Origin of the sequence: Pseudomonas putida, from assembly GCF_028682635.1 — a bacterium.
GTDB classification, from domain to species: Bacteria; Pseudomonadota; Gammaproteobacteria; order Pseudomonadales; family Pseudomonadaceae; genus Aquipseudomonas; species Aquipseudomonas putida_AE.
The window spans coordinates 15,479-33,869 of sequence record NZ_JANHLK010000002.1; the positions used below are offsets into that span (position 1 = coordinate 15,479).

Consider the following 18,391-nt stretch of genomic DNA (forward strand, 5'->3'; position numbering starts at 1 on the left):
TGCGATCTTTTGATCTTAAAAAAAGGCCCTTGTGGGGCCTTTTTCCGGAACGCGGGGGTAATCAGCGTTCGAGGTGTTCGATCTTGCCTGGCTTGCCATCCCACTCCGCAGAGTCGGGCAATGGATCTTTGCGTTCGGTAATGTTCGGCCAGATTTCAGCCAGCTCAACGTTCAGCTGGATGAAGTTTTCCATGCCTGCAGGTACTTCATCTTCGGAGAAGATGGCCACAGCCGGGCATTCAGGTTCGCACAGTGCGCAGTCGATGCACTCATCCGGGTGAATCACCAGGAAATTCGGGCCTTCGTAAAAGCAGTCCACCGGACAGACTTCTACGCAGTCGGTGTACTTGCACTTGATGCAGTTGTCGGTGACGACGAAGGTCATTTCTAATTTTCTCCTCAGGCGCGGCTTGCTGCGCCCCTTCACGTAGGGGTCGCAAGGTTTGGGAGCGATAGTCTGCAGGCCAGGCTAAAAGCCAGCAGCATCCCAAACCGCGCGAGATTCTAACAGCTTGCAAGCCAGTGCGTTAGACCCGTGTCTTTAGTGTATAGAGCATTTCGAGTGCGCGACGTGGTGTCATGTTGTCCAGATCGAGTTTGGCCAGTTCATCCAGCACCGGATGCGGCAGGCTGGCGAACAGGTCGCTCTGCTGCGGAGTGGCCGGTTTGCCTTTGGTCGGCGCAGGCGCTTCGTGGGGCAGGGCAGTGTCTTCCAGGCGGCTCAAGTGCTCACGGGCACGCAGGATCACCTCGTTCGGCACGCCGGCCAACTGCGCGACCGCCAGGCCATAGCTCTGGCTGGCCGGCCCTGGCAGTACATGGTGCAGGAACACGATGCGTTCGTTGTGCTCAGTGGCATTGAGGTGCACGTTGGCCACCAGCGGCTGGGCTTCCGGCAACACCGTCAGCTCAAAGTAGTGGGTGGCGAACAGCGTGTAGGCCCGCAGGTGCGCCAGGCGTTCCGCCGCCGCCCACGCCAGGGACAGGCCGTCGAAGGTACTGGTGCCGCGCCCGACTTCGTCCATCAGCACCAGGCTGCGTTCGGTGGCGTTGTGCAGGATGTTGGCGGTTTCGCTCATCTCGACCATGAAGGTCGAACGGCCGCCGGCCAGGTCATCGCTGGAGCCGATCCGGGTGAAAATCCGGTCGACCAGGGACAGCTCACAGCTGGCTGCCGGGACGAAACTGCCGATGTGCGCCAGCAGTACGATCAACGCCGTCTGGCGCATATAGGTGGACTTACCGCCCATGTTCGGACCGGTGATAACCAGCATGCGGGTATTGTCGTCGAGGCTCAGGTCGTTGGCCACGAACGGGGTGGTCAAAACCTGTTCAACCACCGGGTGGCGACCCTGGTTGATGCGCATGCACGGCTCGCTGACAAAACGCGGGCAGTTCAGGTCGAGGTTCAGCGCGCGTTCGGCCAGGTTGCTCAGCACGTCAAGCTCGGCCAGTGCCGCGGCCGTGTCCTGCAGCGGTGGCAGTTGGGCGATCAGGTCTTCGAGCAGCGCTTCGTAGAGCATCTTCTCGCGCGCCAGGGCACGGCTCTTGGCTGACAGTGCCTTGTCTTCAAATGCCTTCAGTTCCGGCGTGATGAAACGCTCGGCACCTTTGAGGGTTTGGCGGCGGATGTAATCGGCGGGTGCGGACTCGGCCTGCTTGCTCGGCAGTTCGATGAAGTAGCCGTGGATGCGGTTGTAGCCGACTTTCAGGTGAGACAAGCCTGTGCGGGCTTTTTCCCGGGCTTCGAGGTCGATCAGGAACTGTCCGGCGTTCTCGCTGAGCGATTGCAGTTCATCGAGTTCGCTGTCGTAACCGGTTTTCAACACGCCGCCGTCACGGATCACCGCGGGCGGATTGTCGATGATGGCTTTTTCCAGCAGTGCTGCCAGTTCCGGGTAGGTGCTGGTGGTGGTTGCCAGTTGGTTGAGGTGCGGCGCTTCCAGCTCGGTCATTGCCACTTGCAGTTGCGGCAGCGCGCCGAGGGCGTCACGCAGGCGAGCAAGGTCCCGTGGACGGGCATTGCGCAAGCCGATCCGGGCAAGAATGCGCTCGATGTCGCCGATTTCCTTGAGCTGCGGTTGCAGCTTTTCGAAACGGTAGCCGTCCAGCAGGCAGGTGATCGAGGTCTGGCGCGCCAGCAACACGTGCAAGTCGCGCAGCGGACGATTCAGCCAGCGGGTCAACAGGCGGCTGCCCATGGCGGTCTGGCAACGATCGACCACCGATTGCAGGGTGTTGTCGCGACCACCGGCCAGGTTGGTGTCCAGTTCCAGGTTGCGCCGGCTCGCGCCGTCCAGCACGACGGTATCGTCCAGGCGCTCGTGGCGCAGGCTGCGCAAGTGCGGCAGGGCGGTGCGCTGGGTTTCCTTCGCATAGGCCAGCAGGCAGCCGGCGGCGCCGATGGCCAGGGTCAGGTTTTCGCAACCGAAGCCTTTCAGGTCCTGGGTCGAGAATTGCTGGCACAGACTTTTCAGTGCCGAGTCACGCTCGAAATCCCAGGGTGCACGGCGGCGCACGCCACGACGCTTCTCGGCCGGCAGATCCTTGGGCCAGTCATCCGGGATCAGTAACTCCACCGGATTCACTCGCTCCAGTTCCGCCAGCAGGTTTTCCCAGCCTTTGATTTCCAGCACGCTGAAGTTGCCGCTGGTGATGTCCAGCACCGCCAGGCCGAACAGGCGCTCATCGCCCAGGACAGCGGCGATCAGGTTGTCCCGGCGCTCATCGAGCAGCGCTTCATCGCTCACCGTGCCAGGGGTGATGATCCGCACCACCTGACGATCCACTGGGCCTTTGCTGGTGGCCGGGTCGCCGACCTGCTCGCAGATCACCACGGATTCGCCGAGCTTCACCAGTTTCGCCAGATAACCTTCCGCCGCGTGGTAAGGAATACCGCACATCGGAATCGCCTGGCCAGCCGACTGCCCGCGAGCGGTCAGGGTGATGTCGAGCAGCTTGGCGGCCTTCTTCGCGTCTTCATAGAAGATCTCGTAGAAGTCGCCCATGCGGTAGAACATCAACTGGTCAGGGTGCTGGTTCTTCAGGCGCCAGTACTGCTGCATCATCGGCGTGTGCGAGGACAAATCTGAAATTGCTTTATTCATCAGTGGTTAGGCGGATTCATCAAAATGGCTGGGGCAAAAATGGGGCATTTTAGCATCTGTTTTCTGGGCAGGATGCCATCAAGCTGCTCGTCATTTTCCTCTGGTGGGCGCTATGATGCCTTTAACTACACCCCTTGGCCCCACTTTTCGAAACGCAAGACCTGGTGATCAACCGCCAAGTCGGAAGGGATGCGTCTAAAGGGAGGATTCGAAAATGAATCGCGATGTCATTTTCATCACCTTTGGCAGTTGTTTTTTTTCTTGACGATTGCTGTCGGCAATATGTTTTTCGTCTTGGGCAAATTCCGTAATTGCAGGCGGATCAACTACGCTCCAAAAACAACCCCGCAGATCGAAGAAACAGTGCACAAGGTCAATACGACCAGAAAGCTGATGGGAAGCAACTGGCTATTCTTCGGGATTCGGCATCCCTGATCGCCACCACTCGGAGTACGCTCCGTGAGAATCGAACAGCCCCGGCTTGCTCTCCTGTTGCTCACCTTGCTGTCTGGTGGTTGCACGACACCCAATGTCCCTCACCAACCCAGTCAGGCCTTGCCAGCGAGCGATTCGGCGTTCGGTCGTTCCATCCAGGCCCAGGTAGCTCCCCATCAAGGCCAATCGGGCTTTCGCCTGCTATCGGACAGTGCCGAGGCTTTCACCGCCCGCGCCGAGCTGATTCGCAGCGCCCAAAGCAGCCTCGACTTGCAGTACTACATCGTCCACGACGGCATCAGTACGCGGATACTGGTTAGCGAGCTGCTCGACGCCGCCGACCGCGGAGTCCGCGTGAGGATTCTGCTCGATGACACCACCAGCGATGACCTGGAGCGAATTATCGCGACGCTGGCTGCACATCCGCAGATTCAGATCCGCGTGTTCAATCCGCTGCACCTGGGTCGCAGCACCGTCGTGACGCGTACGATGGGCCGGTTGTTCAACCTGTCGCAGCAACACAGACGCATGCACAACAAATTGTGGCTGGCGGACAACAGCGTGGCCATCGTCGGAGGGCGCAATCTGGGGGACGAGTATTTCGATGCCGAGCCCAACAAGAATTTCACCGACATCGACATGCTCAGTGTCGGCCCGGTTGCAGAACAGTTGGGACATGGTTTTGACCAGTACTGGAACAGTGCCTTGAGCAAGCCGATCGAGCAGTTTCTCTCGACCCAGCCGACGACCAGGGACCTGATAAATCTCCGGACCCGACTGGACGAATCCCTGGAGGAAACGCGCAAGCAGAATCATGCGCTCTACCAGCAATTGATGAGCTACACCACTCACCCACGCCTGGATGCCTGGCGCCGGGAGTTGATCTGGGCCTGGAATAAAGCGCTGTGGGATGCACCGAGCAAGGTCTTGTCGGAAGGCGAGCCCGCTCCGCACTTGCTGTTGACCACCCAGTTGGCACCCGAGCTTGACGGGGTCACCCAGGAGCTGATCATGGTTTCGGCCTACATGGTGCCCGGTCGACCGGGGGTAGTGTTCTTAACCGGTCGTGCCGACGCCGGCGTGTCGATCAACTTGCTGACCAACTCCCTGGAAGCCACCGATGTGCCCGCCGCGCACGGTGGTTACGCCCCTTATCGCCAAACCTTGCTGGAGCATGGTGTGCAGTTGTTCGAATTACGCCGCCAGTCCGGCGACAATGGCGACAGCGACAGTGGACCGCGCCTGTTTCACAGCGGATCCTCCAACAGTTCCGACTCCAGCCTGCATACCAAGGCGATGGTTTTCGACCAGCAGAAAGCGTTCATTGGCTCGTTCAATTTCGACTCTCGCTCATTATTGTGGAACACCGAGGTCGGGGTGTTGGTGGATAATCAGCAACTCGCCGGGCGGGTGCGCGAACTGGCCCTGGAGGGTATGGCCCCCACGCTCAGTTATCATGTCCTGTTGGAAAAGAATCAGCTGGTCTGGGTCACCGAGGATGACGGCAAACAGCATACGTTGACCAGGGAACCGGGGAGTTGGTGGCGACGCTTCAATTCGTGGCTCAGCAGCACGATCGGGCTGGAGAAAATGTTGTAGCTAATCACTTTCAAGACCAGGATGAATCATGCGGATGTGGTCGGGGAGGACAGTGCGGCTTATCAGCCACCTGATGATGGCGGCGGGTATCAGCGTCATCGCAACTGTCACCAATGGGCAGGTTCCAGCTACACCTCAAGCCACTCAAGAGATAAACGGCTTGCTGGACTTTGTCTCACACAGTGAGTGCAAGTTTGTGCGCAACGGAAGCGAATACTCAGGACCCCGCGCTCGGGCGCATCTGGAGCAGAAGCTGAATTATCTCGAAGGCAGGAACATGGTGAACAGCGCAGAAGATTTCATCGATCTTGCTGCCACTAAAAGCAGTATGAGTGGCCGCGCCTATGAGGTGCGATGTTCAGGAGGCGTGGAACCAGCAAGCACCTGGTTGAAGAGGGAACTTCAAAGGCAACGGCAACTTCATTGATTTTGTCTCAAGTCCAATAACAGTTACTAACGCGATGCCCCGGGTGGACATAAACTCGAACATCCGCTCCTGGCCGATTGTGTTGAAAAAGTCGATGTTGATATCCTCAACCGTTCTCGTGGACTGATTCTGGATAGATGCTCATGTTGACTGGCTTGAATCATTTTACATTGGCGGTTGTGAACCTCTCTCGCAGCATTGAGTTTTATGTGGCTCTACCCGGGTTTAGATTGGCTGCCCGCTGGGAGACGGGGGCTTATCTTTCCCTCGGTGATCTCTGGCTTTGTCTGTCTCTCGATGAGAGCCGTGTGGCGGAAAAACAGCCTGATTACACCCACTATGCATTTTCGGTGGGGCAGGATGATTTTGAAGAAGTCACCGCTTACTTGCGGCTTCGTAACGTTATTGAGTGGAAATCCAATTCGAGCGAAGGTAACTCGTTTTATTTTTCGGATCCCGATGGGCATCGTCTGGAAGTGCATGTAGGCAGCCTCGCTTCAAGGCTTGAGCAATGTCGGCGCCATCCGTATGCAGGTATGGAGTTTTTTGACTGACCGTTTTCGTCTGATTTTATTGAAAAAGTAGCTCTGCTATCTGGCCTGCGGCAAAATCTCTACATTGGCCAGCAGGGAAGCACGCAGCATGATGGGACAGTTATCGAGTGGGCAGGAGCGGCTGTTTTACTCGTTCAACCTTGAAGATCACATTCCAGCCAATCACCTTCTACGCAGCATTGATCGGTGTCTCGATCTGAGCGACCTGCGCCATTACCTCGCCGATTTCTATAGCCCGATTGGGCGTCCGTCGATTGATCCTGAACTGATGATTCGCATGCTGATCGTGGGCTACTGCTATGGCATCCGCTCCGAACGGCGGTTGTGCGAAGAGGCCCATTTGAACCTGGCGTATCGCGAATGGCGAGCCTTCAAGAACGAGCGTTCGCACGTCACAAAAGCCAACACCATCATCTTCCGCTCCAGGCAGACCGACTGCGTAGCCTGTCCGATGAAAGCCAAGTGCTGCCCGAACACTTCGATTCGCAAGATCGTCCGCAGCGTCCATGAAGCCGCTCGTGATGTGGCTCGACGCATCGCGGCGACGCCGGAGTACGTGCGCTCTCGCCACGAACGTAAGAAGGTCGAAATGTTGTTTGCCCACCTCAAGCGCATCCTGAGATTGGATCGCTTGCGACTACGTGGCATGAGCGGCGCGACCGATGAGTTCACGCTGGCCGCTGCGGTGTAGAACCTGCGACGGCTGGCCAAACTTACATCTCAAGGTCCGCCAGTTACGGGATAGGTGCGCTTGCACCAAGCAAAAAACCTCAAACTAACCCAATAATAGAGCCGCAAAGGTCAACGAAGGGCCGAAAAACCACTCAATGTGGCGAGTAGGTTCTCCGGTGGCGGTCGTGCCTGAGCTCAGGCGAGCTGAAAATCCGACTTTTTCAACAGAATCGGCCGATTGCGGTCAATCGATCTGAGGCGATGAGCTGGGTGGCGTATACCAGTGAACTCTGGAGGCGACATAAACGTGTTTTTGCTTCTGAGGCGTGAAGGGGGTGTCGAGTGTGCCCAGTGCTATCGAAACCCAATCGGAAAATTCACCTTGTGAGCGTGACCAGAACAAAGTTGAACCACACTGCGCGCAGAACTCGCGCAGCACCGATTCTGAAGAAGAATACCTAGTGATTTGCCCAGCGCCGTTGAGTATCCGTAACGCGCTACGGGGCACGCTACCATACGAAGCGAATGCTGCACCGTGACCTTTACGGCATTGACTACAGTGACAATGACTCACTGCCTTGGGCGTAGTCAGTAGCTGATAACTGATTGCTGTGCAAAGACAGCTTCCCTGGTAGACCTCTGTCATGCGTTCGTCCCTGTCGTTGGAAAAGGCGCCAGCTTAGCCACCTTGATCTGATCAGTCGAACGTCCGCTTCCGGGCCGATTCTTACCTTGCAGGAAGGGCAGAGATCGACCCTAAGCGGCCGGTGGGGACAGACAGAAACCGGCCATAAGCAGGCATTCTTACAACGTCCGCATTTTTCCTGTTTGCCTGGGTGGGAGGGGGAATGGTGTAGTTCATCATCATTCCTGCCAGACGGCTCATCCTTTGTTTTGTGCGTGTCAATTATTTATCCGTACTCAGTCCGTTTGGATTGGTTTCAAGGTTAGGACTTCTCAACGAGTAAGGCCTTGAAGGCCGGTATATAATCGTCTCCCTGCAGACTCTTCGATTCTAGCGTAATCATTACTGGGAAATCGTCAAATGCGAGGAAGAAGTACTCGTTGTCTATTAGCACCTCCCAAATACGCACATCAGCTCCGTCAGACTTGCTGATGATCGACCCCCCAAGTAGTCCAAGAATAAACTCTGCATAATCAGGAAAACACTCCCAATTGACACTCGATGTCAGGTTCAGACACGATCGGCCGGAGTGCATTTTTTCAATAGTCAGTTCACTTGGCATTATTTTGTTTTTCATCAGAATATATTTCCACCACCAGCTATGGTTGCGCTTTCGATGATTTGTTCGAAAGATTTTCCTTTGCTGGCCCCAAATGCTGCTGCGCCAACAGCACCGCCAATGATTGAACCTATAGCGATGCTGCCGCCTAATATCATCGAGACTTCTTTGACCAACTGTCGCAGCACGTCAAGAACTTGATCGATTTCGATGGATGCCCAGCGTTGCTTAAGATTCATCAAGATGATGGGGTCTGCCCGGTATAGCGCCTCTCGAACAGCGTTAATCCTATCTCCACCCAGTTGACCATAGGTACGGTCAAATTGGGTGTTAACGCGTCGAGTGAAGCCGTCCCACCCATCCTGAGCGTTTTGCCAGCCCTGACTGATACTTTGATTAAGTTCGCCAAACTTGTAATCGAGGTTTCGCTCAATCTCATCCCAATTTGGGACATTGGCTAAAAGATCCATTTTTGTACATTCCCAAAGGTATAGGTATGACTGAATGGCAGCCTAAGGCATTTAAGCCCAATCACTCAAGGCTTGGGCACGCTTATCAAGAATCGTTTTCACTCTTGCGCCAGGACTGCGCATAACTTTTGTGTTCGGCGGCGCAAGTTGGAGAGGTGCATGCATGTCGACCAATATGAAACCGACTGAGGCCGGGACAAAAATGACCCTGATTTCCTGGACACCTCAGCTTGGCTGCTCAATGGCCCGATTACTCGCTGATGAAGCTTTTGATGGTTTTCGATGACCGCTATTGGCCGATTGTTGCCTGTTGCAAAGGGCAGTTACCAACCCATAGCGACCGTTGAGAATGTGGAGCCATGAATTATATAGGCCTGTCTAAGTGAGTCGCCCCCAATTCCGTAAATATGGGCTTAATCAGCGCGAGTTCCTAAAGGCCACCGGCGCCAGCCATTTCGATTGAGATAATCGTGCTTTCTGAAGGGAGCGCTCGTTTCGCAGTCAAATACGAGTAGCGTTCTCGCCAGATGCAAAGATCGCACGGCACAACACGGCGCAACAATTGCCGGCGAGGCTTATGTGGGGCAGGCCTGTAATCTTGTGCTCAGGGTGTGGCGCTCCCAGCCCCACCTTGCGAATTTCATGCATCAATCAAGGAGCGAGCGATGCACCTCACCGAGCAACAGTTACTCATGATTTTTCCAGGCGCCCGCACTCAAGCAGGGGCGTTCATCCTGGTCCTCAATAACGCCATGGCGCGCCGTAATATCAGTACCCCCGGGCGCATCGCCGCCTTCCTGGCGCAAATCGGCCACGAGTCCGGGCAGTTGCAGCATGTGCGAGAGTTGGGCAACGAGAAGTATTTCGAGAAATACGATACCGGGGACTTGGCCGAGCGCCTGGGCAATTCTCCTGAGCCCGACGGCGACGGACAACGCTATCGGGGTCGTGGCCTGATCCAGGTCACCGGCCGCAGTAATTATCTGCAGTGCAGTCGGGCGCTGTTTGCTGATGAGCGCTTGTTGCAACAACCCGAACTGTTGGAACTGCCACAGTGGGCCGCCGAATCCGCGGCCTGGTTCTGGGAGCGAAACGGCCTCAATGAACTGGCCGACGGCGATGAGTTCAACCGTATTACCCGACGTATCAATGGTGGCTTGAACGGGTTGCAGGATCGTTTGCTGCTGTGGGACCGGGCAAAGGCCGTGTTATGCCCGCCTGCAAGCCCGTGAGGCCTGTGTCAGAGCGCTTGCCCGCGCACATCTAGATAGTCCGTCACTTGCAAGCGCTACTCGCTCGTGTACGTTAGCCTCATTCCGTCCGATCAGGAGTTGACCGTGAAAGAAATCACTCAGCTGGCCGCTGAACTTGGCAGGCGTCTGCAGGTTCTCAATGCCCACGTCACCGCCGCCGAGTCCTGTACGGGCGGCGGTATCAGCGAGGCGATTACCCGGATACCGGGTAGCTCGGCGTGGTTCGAGGCCGGTTATGTCACCTATTCCAACCGCCAGAAGACGCTTCAGCTGAATGTCCCGACCGAGCTGTTTTCAACGGTGGGAGCGGTCAGTCGGGAGGTGGTCGAGGCCATGGTCCGTGGCGCACAGAAAAAAAGCAGTGCGCGTTTTGCCGTGGCGGTCAGCGGGGTGGCAGGGCCGGACGGCGGTTCTCCCAGCAAGCCGGTGGGCACCGTTTGGCTGGCGTGGGGCGTCGACGACCAGGTGTTCAGCGAGGTACAGCACTTCGCCGGTAACCGCGACGAGGTCCGCCGACAAACGGTGAAGGCCGCGCTAGAGGGGCTGCTGCGCCATGCCGCGGGAGAAATCTCAAATCAGGGGTAGGCGATCCGCAAACGCTGTGGAATAATACTGTCTACTTATACAGGTGTTGGCCGTCAGGCCTTATTGATTACGTGAGGACTTTAATGGACGACAACAAGAAGAAAGCCTTGGCTGCGGCCCTGGGTCAGATCGAACGTCAATTCGGCAAGGGTGCCGTAATGCGTATGGGCGATCAGGACCGTCAGGCGATCCCGGCCATCTCCACTGGCTCTCTGGGTCTGGACATCGCTTTGGGCATTGGCGGTCTGCCAAAAGGCCGCATTGTTGAAATCTACGGTCCTGAATCTTCCGGTAAAACCACACTGACCTTGTCCGTGATCGCCCAGGCCCAGAAAGCCGGCGCGACCTGCGCCTTCGTCGATGCCGAGCACGCCCTCGACCCTGAGTACGCCGGCAAGCTGGGCGTCAACGTCGACGACCTGCTGGTTTCCCAGCCAGACACCGGTGAGCAAGCCCTGGAAATCACCGACATGCTGGTGCGTTCCAACGCGGTTGACGTGATCATCGTCGACTCCGTGGCAGCGCTGGTGCCAAAAGCTGAAATCGAAGGCGAAATGGGTGACATGCACGTGGGCCTGCAAGCCCGCCTGATGTCCCAGGCGCTGCGTAAAATCACCGGTAACATCAAGAACGCCAACTGCCTGGTGATCTTCATCAACCAGATCCGCATGAAGATCGGCGTGATGTTCGGCAGCCCGGAAACCACTACCGGTGGTAACGCGCTGAAGTTCTACGCCTCGGTTCGTCTGGATATCCGTCGCACGGGTGCGGTGAAAGAAGGTGATGAAGTCGTCGGTAGCGAGACCCGCGTCAAGGTTGTAAAGAACAAGGTGGCTTCGCCGTTCCGTCAGGCCGAGTTCCAAATTCTTTACGGCAAGGGCATCTACCTCAATGGCGAGATGATCGACCTGGGTGTGCTGCACGGTTTCGTTGAAAAGTCCGGTGCCTGGTATGCCTATAACGGCACCAAGATCGGCCAGGGTAAAGCCAACTCGGCCAAGTACCTGGCGGATAACCCGGATATTGCCGCAACGCTCGAGAAACAACTGCGTGACAAGCTGCTGTCGCCGGCTTCGGTAGCGGACGCCAAGGCTTCTGCGGTAAAAGAGACCGAAGACGATCTGGCTGACGCTGATATCTGATTGATCCGATGACCGCCGTACTCGATACCCTCGTCGCGGTGCGGCGAACCGCAATGGACCTGCTCGCGCGACGCGAGCACGGTCGAGTCGAGCTGACGCGTAAACTGCGTCAGCGCGGCGCTCTCCCCGAAATGATCGAAACAGCACTCGACCGGTTGACGGAAGAGGGCTTGTTGTCCGAAGCCCGCTACCTTGAAAGCTTTGTTTCCTACCGTGCCCGTTCCGGCTATGGCCCTTTGCGCATTCGTGAAGAGTTGGGGCAGCGCGGCCTGCAACGCAGCGACATCGAACTCGCCTTGCGCGAGAGCGGCATCGACTGGCAGGAGCAGCTGCAGGACACCTGGCGGCGCAAATTCTCCGGGCACTTGCCTATAGACGCTCGGGAGCGTGCCAAGCAAGGCAGGTTCCTGGCGTATCGGGGATATTCCATGGAAATGATCAGCCGCTTGTTCAGCGGCCGAGGGATGGATGATTGACTGAAACGGCCCGCTATTTCGATAGCGGGCCGTTTTTTTTGCCTCACATGACCTTTACTGGCTCTCGCGTACGCGGCTGCACTGTTGGTTGGTTTTGTGCCCAGTTTTCCGCCAGGTTGATGTAATCCACCAGCTCGCGCAGTCGGCCTTGATTACGGGCGGTGAAGGTGAAGGCCAGTCGCGCCAGGTGACTGAACTGTGCTTCATCGTGCTCTTCGCCGTTGTAGGCATGTTGATGGAATTGATCGCTCAGGCACAGGTCGGCGAATGCCTCCTGCATGTGTTCGAGTGCCTGGTCACTGAGCTTGTGGTTCATGCGAATCACGAACTGATGCTTGAGCCAGCGGCTGGAGTGGTAATTGCTGTAGAACTGGTTGATCTGCTCCACCGCTTCTTCGGCACTGTAGACCAGCTTCACCAGCTTCATGTCGGCGGGCAGGATGTAGTGGTTTTCCTCCAGTTGCTGGCGGATGAAGTCCAGCGCGCCCTGCCAGAATTTGCCGCCCGGCGCGTCCAGCAGTACCACGGGCACCAATGGGCTTTTACCTGTCTGGATCAGCGTCAGGACTTCCAGCGCTTCGTCCAGGGTGCCGAAACCACCCGGGCACAACACCAGGGCATCCGCTTCCTTGACGAAGAACAGCTTGCGCGTGAAGAAAAAATGGAAGGGCAGCAGGTTGGTCGTGCCCTGGACGGTGGGGTTGGCATGTTGCTCGAAGGGCAGGGTGATGTTGAATCCCAGGCTGTGCTCAAGGCCAGCCCCTTCGTGGGCCGCGGCCATGATGCCGCCTCCCGCACCCGTGATGACCATCATGTCCGAGCGCGCCAGGGCGGCACCGAGTTCCCGGGCGAGGCCATACAAGGGGTGTTCCACTGGCGTGCGTGCTGAGCCGAAAACAGTGACCTTGCGTCGCCCCTTGAACTGCTCCAGTACCCGGAACGCGTGCTCGAGTTCGCGCAGGGCCTGCAGGGTTATCTTGGCATTCCAGCGGTTGTGGTCTTCCTGGGCCATGCGCAGCACAGTCAGGATCATGTCGCGGTAGATCGGGATGTTCGGGCTATTGGGTGAAACCAGGTTGAGCTGTTCTTCGACCTTGCTGATGAGGTCGTGGCCGCTTTCTTGAAAATGACGGCTCAGGAGGTCATTCGGTTGGTAAGGCATTCAACTTCTCCTTCTGCACAGAGCCATCGGCGTCGACCCTTCAGCGTCGATGCCACGCCACTTCATGTGGCGCTGTCTGCCCAGGCCCATGCCTGGGCGATCCACTTGACCCGACCGGTGATCGAGTCATCCATACCGGCTCTGTTTTTCCCTTGGATGAAAGAAACGTTCGCACAGCGCAAGGTGTAACGGGCGGCACCTTTTCATGCCCTGACAAATGAACGTGGATACCTGAAATCTAGACCCTTGCGATGATTCGTGCTGCCTTGATCATTGCGCCGCAAAGTCTTTCCTGGCAACCGTTTATTGACGATTTGCGAGGTGGTTTCACCGCTCGTCTGAACCCGCCCCGAGTATGCTGTGCTCTGATTTACTAAGTTACAGGTACTACACGACAACTTGGCGTCAAGGGCAGGGCGCAAGGTACAAGCGGTTAAAGGATTTTTCGCTCATTACGAGCGAAGCGCAGGGAGCCGGTAAGCCATGGCCAGGGTCATTCTGGAGATCGATACGCAACTGTATCGATTGCTGAAGTCATCAGCCGAGATCAATCATTTGAGTCTCGAGGAGGAGTGCTGCCGGCGTCTTATGGGCGCGGAGCGGCGTTCACGCTATTTGCAGGCGCTGGTGGCGGAACTGCGCGCCGAGGATGAACAGCGGCGCGCAAAATCCCACTGACTTACTTTTTCTTCTGGGTCGCTTTCGGGCAATCCGATTCCTGGTAGCTGGCAGAGCCCACCGCACGGTTGGTCTTGACCTCGGTGAAGTCATAACGCATGACCGCGCCCTTGGCCATCAGCTTGCGGAAGGACGGGTTGTTGCAGACCGAGGCGCCAAGCTGGAAGTACACGGCCTTGGGGTCGGCGCGCATTTTGTTGGCGTGACTGCTTTGCACGCTCAGGTGGTTGATCAGCGTATTGCCCTCGACCGTGTAGCCCTGATCGAGAATGTCTTCATTGATCGCCCGTGGAGTGCCGACGCTGCTTTGCGTGGCGACGTTGCGCAGCTCTCTGTTCAGATTCTGCTCACTCAAGGACGCAGCCTGAGCGTTGAAGGACGACGCCAGCAGAATGGCAGCGGTGGGAACGATAAGGCGCAGCATGAAACTCTCCTGGGGCAGTGATGGGGGTTTGACCCATCACATGACTGTGCGTTCAGTGGCGGCGAATTATAGGGGAGCGGGCCTGGACGGTACAGGTTTGCTCTGGTGGGTCTGGTAAACTGCCTGCACTTTCACCCTGCGAGTGCTTTTCGTGTCGATCTCTTTTTTCTGCCGTGGCCTGCGATGAACCATGCCCCCAACGCCGTAGCCCGTCTGCGCGACCAGCGCGAAGAGGAAGGCATCAAGCCGATCCAGGCCCGTGGCTGGCGGGCGACTCGTTGCCGCGCGTGCCGCGTGATCGAGAGTCACTGCCTGTGCGCCTGGCGTCCGCAGGTCGAGACCCGCTCCGGAGTGTGCCTGATCATGACCGGCAAGGAAGTGTTCAAACCCAGCAACACCGGCTGGCTGATTGCCGATGTGGTGCGTGACAACCATGCCTTCATCTGGTCGCGTACCGAGGTCGATCAACAGTTGCTGGCGTTGCTGTCCGACCCGCAATGGCAGCCTTATCTGGTGTTCCCGGGTGAATATGTCGCGCCTGAGCGGGTGACTCACAGCGTGGCAGTCGATGACACCCGGCGACCGCTGTTCATCTTGCTGGACGCGACCTGGACCGAAGCCCGCAAGATTTTCCGCAAGAGCCCTTATTTCGACGCGCTGCCGATCCTTAGCCTGTTGCCCGAGAAGCTCTCGCGCTATCAATTGCGCCGTTCCACCCGCAGCGAACACCTGTGCACCGCGGAAGTCGCGGCGTTGTGTCTCGATCTGGCGGGCGATGGAGAGGCGGCATCGGCACTCGATGCCTATTTCGATGTGTTCAGCCAGCATTACCTTGACGCCAAGCGTCAGCTGGAAATGAATGTTTCGACCCCGGCGCACACCGAGTTGATGGCCTATGTTCAGCCAGCAGTGGTATTGATGGACTGATTGTCGCCGATGCTGCAATAAAGTGTGCCGGCCATGTCGCTTGACCACCCCGGTTTCGCTGGGCATGCTTGGCGCCGATTAGGGTGCGGCCAGAGTTTGAAACGCCGTTTTTTGCGTTGAACGTGCCCTGTTGGTGCAGCTCCGTGGCTGTTACCTCGAGTTGTTTTGGCGATGCCCGAATGCATCGGGCGTCCCATGAAAAACAGGATCATTTGAAAAATGGCCACATACGAAATCCTGATTGCCGATGACCATCCGCTTTTTCGTTCCGCCCTGCATCAAGCGCTGACCCTGGGCCTGGGCCCGGATGTGCGCCTGGTGGAAGTGGCGAGCATTGCCGAGCTGGAGACCCGCCTGACCGAAAAGGCTGACTGGGACTTGGTGCTGCTGGATCTGAACATGCCGGGTGCGTACGGTTTTTCCGGGTTGGTGCTGTTGCGCGGCCAGTATCCGCAAATTCCTGTGGTCATGGTCTCGGCCCAGGAAGAAGCGACGATCATGGTGAAATCCCGGGAATTTGGTGCAAGCGGTTTCATCCCCAAGTCCAGCGACCTGAGTGTCATCCAGAAAGCAGTGCGCGCGGTGCTTGATGGCGATGTGTTCTGGCCACCGCAGGCGTTCGAAGCCGTCAGCGTTTCAGATGAAGCCAAGGCGGCCAGCGAAGGCCTTGCCAGCTTGACGCCGCAACAGTTCCGGGTGCTGACCATGGTCTGCGAAGGGTTGCTGAACAAGCAGATTGCCTACGAACTGAGTGTGTCCGAAGCGACCATCAAGGCCCACGTCACCGCAATATTTCGTAAGCTGAATGTGCGCACTCGCACCCAGGCGGCGCTGCTGCTGCAACAACTTGAGTCAATTTCAAGCCATTAAGCGCTGGCACCTTCACGCTTTTTTGACTTTGGTTAATCTAGCTTTCCCACTCCTTTTTTTGGTCAGTTCCTACTCTATGTCACCTTTCAAAGGCCAAACCGGCCTGAAACGTATCCTCAATGCTTCCGGCTACTCGCTGGACGGCCTGCGCGCAGCCTTCACCGGCGAAGCGGCTTTTCGGCAACTGGTGTTGCTCAACGTAATCCTGATCCCGCTGTCGTTCTTCTTGAACGTGAGTCGTGTCGAGCAGGCGTTGCTGATTGCGGTCTGCCTGCTGGCGCTGATCGTCGAGTTGCTCAATTCGGCTGTGGAAGCGGCCATCGACCGCATTTCCCTTGAATTGCACCCGTTGTCGAAAAACGCCAAGGACATGGGCAGTGCCGCGCAATTCGTCGCCTTGACCATGATTGCGCTGGTCTGGGCGGTGATCCTGCTTTAAGCGATCGCTGGCAGGACGATCTCGTCGCTGCGCTGCACCCCGGCGGTGAACGCGCGGCACAGGTCGAGGAACTCACGCATCGCCGAGGTCTGGTACTTCTGCTTGTGCCAGATGAAATAGAACTGTCGCGCCAGGTCCAGGTCCGGGGTCTCCACCGCGACCAGGCTGCCGCGACGGAACGCATCCCGCAGCGCCAGCCGCGAGATGCAGCCTATCCCCAGGCCGGACTCCACGGCGCGTTTGATGGCTTCGGTGTGTTCCAGTTCCAGGCGGATGTTCAGCGCGCTACGGTGATGGCGCATGGCCTGGTCGAAGGTCAGGCGCGTACCTGAACCTTGTTCACGCAAGATCCACGCTTCATGGCTCAGCTCCTCCATGGTCGCGGTGCCGCGTTTGGCCAGCGGGTGCTGTGGCGCGCAAAAGACCACCAGTTCATCTTCGACCCAGCTTTGCACTTCGATGTCCGGGTGGCTGCAATCGCCTTCGATCAGACCCAGGTCAATTTCGTAGTGGGCGACCTGTTGCACAATGTTGGCGGTGTTCTGCACATGCAGCTTTACCTGGCTTTCCGGATGGCGCTGCATGAAACCGCCGATCAACAGGGTCGCAAGGTAGTTGCCAATGGTCAGGGTTGCGCCCACCGCCAATGAGCCGAAACCCGACTTGCCATTGAGCAGGTCCTCGATCTCCTTGGCCTGGTCGAGCAGGGCGACCGCCTGGGGCAGCAGCTGTTTACCCAGGGCGTTGAGGCTCAGGCGTTTGCCGGCGCGATCGAACAGCTGGCAGCTGCACTGGCGCTCCAGCTCGGTGATCGACGTGCTCGCCGCCGACTGCGAGAGGTTGAGCAGGCCCGCAGCACGGGAGACGCTTTCCTGCTGGGCGACGGCGACGAACACTTGAAGTTGACGGAGAGTAAATCGCATATCGATATAACCGATAACCCTTATCTTAATAATCCAGTTAACAGATATTGTCGGCGCTATTAGAATGCGATGCAATTGCGCACCGCCGGTCTCTTCCTGAAAGAGCAAGCGCAGACCCAATCTCCAGGAGTCCCCGTACATGAGCAACATGAACCACGAGCGTGTCCTCAGTGTTCATCACTGGAACGACACTCTGTTCAGCTTCAAGTGCACCCGTGATCCGGGCCTGCGCTTCGAGAACGGTCAGTTCGTGATGATCGGCCTGCAACAACCCAATGGCCGCCCGCTTATGCGCGCTTACTCGATCGCCAGCCCGAACTGGGAAGAGCATCTCGAGTTCTTCAGCATCAAGGTGCCTGATGGTCCGCTGACTTCCCAGCTGCAGCATCTGAAGGAAGGCGACGAGATCATCATCAGCAAGAAGCCTACCGGCACGCTGGTGCTGGATGACTTGAAGCCTGGCAAACATTTGTACCTGCTCAGCACCGGTACCGGTCTGGCGCCGTTCATGAGCGTCATCCAGGACCCGGAAACCTACGAGCGTTTCGAAAAAGTGATCCTGTGCCACGGCGTGCGTTACGTCAATGAAGTCGCCTACCGCGAATTCATCACCGAGCACCTGCCGCAGAACGAGTTCTTCGGCGACGCGCTGCGTGACAAGTTGATCTACTACCCGACCGTGACCCGCGAGCCGTTCGAGAACGAAGGTCGCCTGACCGACCTGATGCGCAGCGGCAAGCTGTTCAGCGACATCGGCCTGCCACCGATCAACCCGCAGGATGACCGCGCCATGCTGTGCGGCAGCCCGAGCATGCTCGACGAGACCAGCGAAGTGTTGAACAGCTTCGGCCTGAAGGTTTCGCCGCGGATGCGCGAGCCGGGTGATTACCTGATCGAGCGTGCATTCGTAGAGAAATAAGCTCCAGCAACCGCTTTTGTTTTACCTGTGGGAGCGAGCCTGCTCGCGATGGGGGTGTCAGTCGACATTAATGTTGGCTGTCACA

The 18,391-nt window shown here is 57.5% G+C and carries 21 protein-coding genes; 13 read left to right on the forward strand and 8 right to left on the reverse strand.

Annotated features, from left to right (window positions below; all coding sequences use genetic code 11):
* Positions 1-61: 61 nt before the first annotated feature.
* Entirely contained in the window at positions 62-385 is a 324-nt protein-coding gene (gene fdxA, locus NPS56_RS02440) for a ferredoxin FdxA (protein ID WP_274073301.1), read from the reverse strand.
* A 142-nt stretch (positions 386-527) separates the two neighbouring features.
* Complete coding sequence (gene mutS, locus NPS56_RS02445; RefSeq protein WP_274073597.1) at positions 528-3,095, reverse strand: DNA mismatch repair protein MutS; 2,568 nt, start codon at positions 3,093-3,095, stop codon at positions 528-530.
* Positions 3,096-3,566: 471 nt separating this feature from the next.
* Between mutS and NPS56_RS02450 the strand changes: the two genes are divergently transcribed.
* The 4 genes from NPS56_RS02450 to NPS56_RS02465 all read left to right on the forward strand — a co-directional run bounded on the left by NPS56_RS02450 (position 3,567) and on the right by NPS56_RS02465 (position 6,813).
* Positions 3,567-5,141, forward strand: coding sequence for a phospholipase D family protein (locus NPS56_RS02450; protein WP_274073302.1), 1,575 nt, complete (start codon positions 3,567-3,569; stop codon positions 5,139-5,141).
* A 28-nt stretch (positions 5,142-5,169) separates the two neighbouring features.
* Positions 5,170-5,568, forward strand: coding sequence for a DUF5329 domain-containing protein (locus tag NPS56_RS02455; protein ID WP_274073303.1), 399 nt, complete (start codon positions 5,170-5,172; stop codon positions 5,566-5,568).
* Positions 5,569-5,711: 143 nt separating this feature from the next.
* On the forward strand, positions 5,712-6,122 hold the full coding sequence (fos, locus tag NPS56_RS02460) for a fosfomycin resistance glutathione transferase (RefSeq protein WP_077182601.1): 411 nt from the start codon (positions 5,712-5,714) through the stop codon (positions 6,120-6,122).
* Positions 6,123-6,210: 88 nt separating this feature from the next.
* Entirely contained in the window at positions 6,211-6,813 is a 603-nt protein-coding gene (locus NPS56_RS02465; protein WP_274073304.1) for a transposase, read from the forward strand.
* Positions 6,814-7,038: 225 nt separating this feature from the next.
* Here NPS56_RS02465 and NPS56_RS02470 read toward each other — a convergent pair whose 3' ends face one another.
* From NPS56_RS02470 to NPS56_RS02480, 3 genes are all read right to left on the reverse strand, one after another.
* Positions 7,039-7,440 (reverse strand): GFA family protein, encoded by a 402-nt coding sequence (locus tag NPS56_RS02470; protein ID WP_274073305.1) that lies wholly within the window; start codon positions 7,438-7,440, stop codon positions 7,039-7,041.
* A 301-nt stretch (positions 7,441-7,741) separates the two neighbouring features.
* Entirely contained in the window at positions 7,742-8,056 is a 315-nt protein-coding gene (locus NPS56_RS02475) for a DUF3630 family protein (protein ID WP_274073306.1), read from the reverse strand.
* Positions 8,056-8,508, reverse strand: a complete 453-nt coding sequence (locus NPS56_RS02480; protein WP_274073307.1) for a DUF6861 domain-containing protein — start codon at positions 8,506-8,508, stop codon at positions 8,056-8,058. Before NPS56_RS02480 ends, NPS56_RS02475 begins: the two co-directional genes overlap by 1 nt.
* Before the next feature lie 665 nt (positions 8,509-9,173).
* Between NPS56_RS02480 and NPS56_RS02485 the strand changes: the two genes are divergently transcribed.
* The 4 genes from NPS56_RS02485 to recX all read left to right on the forward strand — a co-directional run bounded on the left by NPS56_RS02485 (position 9,174) and on the right by recX (position 11,964).
* On the forward strand, positions 9,174-9,740 hold the full coding sequence (locus tag NPS56_RS02485) for a glycoside hydrolase family 19 protein (RefSeq protein WP_274073308.1): 567 nt from the start codon (positions 9,174-9,176) through the stop codon (positions 9,738-9,740).
* Positions 9,741-9,845: 105 nt separating this feature from the next.
* Entirely contained in the window at positions 9,846-10,346 is a 501-nt protein-coding gene (locus tag NPS56_RS02490) for a CinA family protein (RefSeq protein ID WP_274073309.1), read from the forward strand.
* Positions 10,347-10,429: 83 nt separating this feature from the next.
* Positions 10,430-11,488: a recombinase RecA gene (gene recA, locus NPS56_RS02495; RefSeq protein ID WP_008060630.1), complete on the forward strand. Its 1,059-nt coding sequence runs from the start codon at positions 10,430-10,432 to the stop codon at positions 11,486-11,488.
* Positions 11,489-11,496: 8 nt separating this feature from the next.
* Positions 11,497-11,964 (forward strand): recombination regulator RecX, encoded by a 468-nt coding sequence (gene recX, locus NPS56_RS02500; protein ID WP_274073310.1) that lies wholly within the window; start codon positions 11,497-11,499, stop codon positions 11,962-11,964.
* A gap of 43 nt (positions 11,965-12,007) precedes the next feature.
* Here the strand turns inward: recX and NPS56_RS02505 are convergent, their stop codons facing one another.
* Complete coding sequence (locus tag NPS56_RS02505; RefSeq protein WP_274073311.1) at positions 12,008-13,126, reverse strand: TIGR00730 family Rossman fold protein; 1,119 nt, start codon at positions 13,124-13,126, stop codon at positions 12,008-12,010.
* 483 nt (positions 13,127-13,609) lie between these two features.
* Between NPS56_RS02505 and NPS56_RS02510 the strand changes: the two genes are divergently transcribed.
* Complete coding sequence (locus tag NPS56_RS02510) at positions 13,610-13,804, forward strand: hypothetical protein (RefSeq protein WP_180203236.1); 195 nt, start codon at positions 13,610-13,612, stop codon at positions 13,802-13,804.
* A 1-nt stretch (position 13,805) separates the two neighbouring features.
* Here NPS56_RS02510 and NPS56_RS02515 read toward each other — a convergent pair whose 3' ends face one another.
* Positions 13,806-14,228, reverse strand: a complete 423-nt coding sequence (locus NPS56_RS02515; protein WP_274073312.1) for a PA3611 family quorum-sensing-regulated virulence factor — start codon at positions 14,226-14,228, stop codon at positions 13,806-13,808.
* A 183-nt stretch (positions 14,229-14,411) separates the two neighbouring features.
* Here NPS56_RS02515 and NPS56_RS02520 point away from each other — a divergent pair, with 183 nt between their 5' ends.
* The 3 genes from NPS56_RS02520 (at position 14,412) to NPS56_RS02530 (ending at position 16,464) form a co-directional block, all read left to right on the forward strand.
* Positions 14,412-15,155, forward strand: a complete 744-nt coding sequence (locus tag NPS56_RS02520; protein WP_274073313.1) for a tRNA-uridine aminocarboxypropyltransferase — start codon at positions 14,412-14,414, stop codon at positions 15,153-15,155.
* Positions 15,156-15,374: 219 nt separating this feature from the next.
* Positions 15,375-16,025, forward strand: coding sequence for a response regulator transcription factor ErdR (gene erdR, locus NPS56_RS02525; protein WP_034149864.1), 651 nt, complete (start codon positions 15,375-15,377; stop codon positions 16,023-16,025).
* 76 nt (positions 16,026-16,101) lie between these two features.
* Entirely contained in the window at positions 16,102-16,464 is a 363-nt protein-coding gene (locus tag NPS56_RS02530) for a diacylglycerol kinase (protein ID WP_034149863.1), read from the forward strand.
* Here NPS56_RS02530 and NPS56_RS02535 read toward each other — a convergent pair.
* Positions 16,461-17,387, reverse strand: a complete 927-nt coding sequence (locus tag NPS56_RS02535) for a LysR family transcriptional regulator (RefSeq protein ID WP_274073314.1) — start codon at positions 17,385-17,387, stop codon at positions 16,461-16,463. The two genes, NPS56_RS02530 and NPS56_RS02535, sit on opposite strands and share 4 nt — an antisense overlap.
* Before the next feature lie 139 nt (positions 17,388-17,526).
* Here NPS56_RS02535 and fpr point away from each other — a divergent pair, with 139 nt between their 5' ends.
* Complete coding sequence (gene fpr / locus NPS56_RS02540) at positions 17,527-18,306, forward strand: ferredoxin-NADP reductase (RefSeq protein WP_008054100.1); 780 nt, start codon at positions 17,527-17,529, stop codon at positions 18,304-18,306.
* Positions 18,307-18,391: the final 85 nt, after the last annotated feature.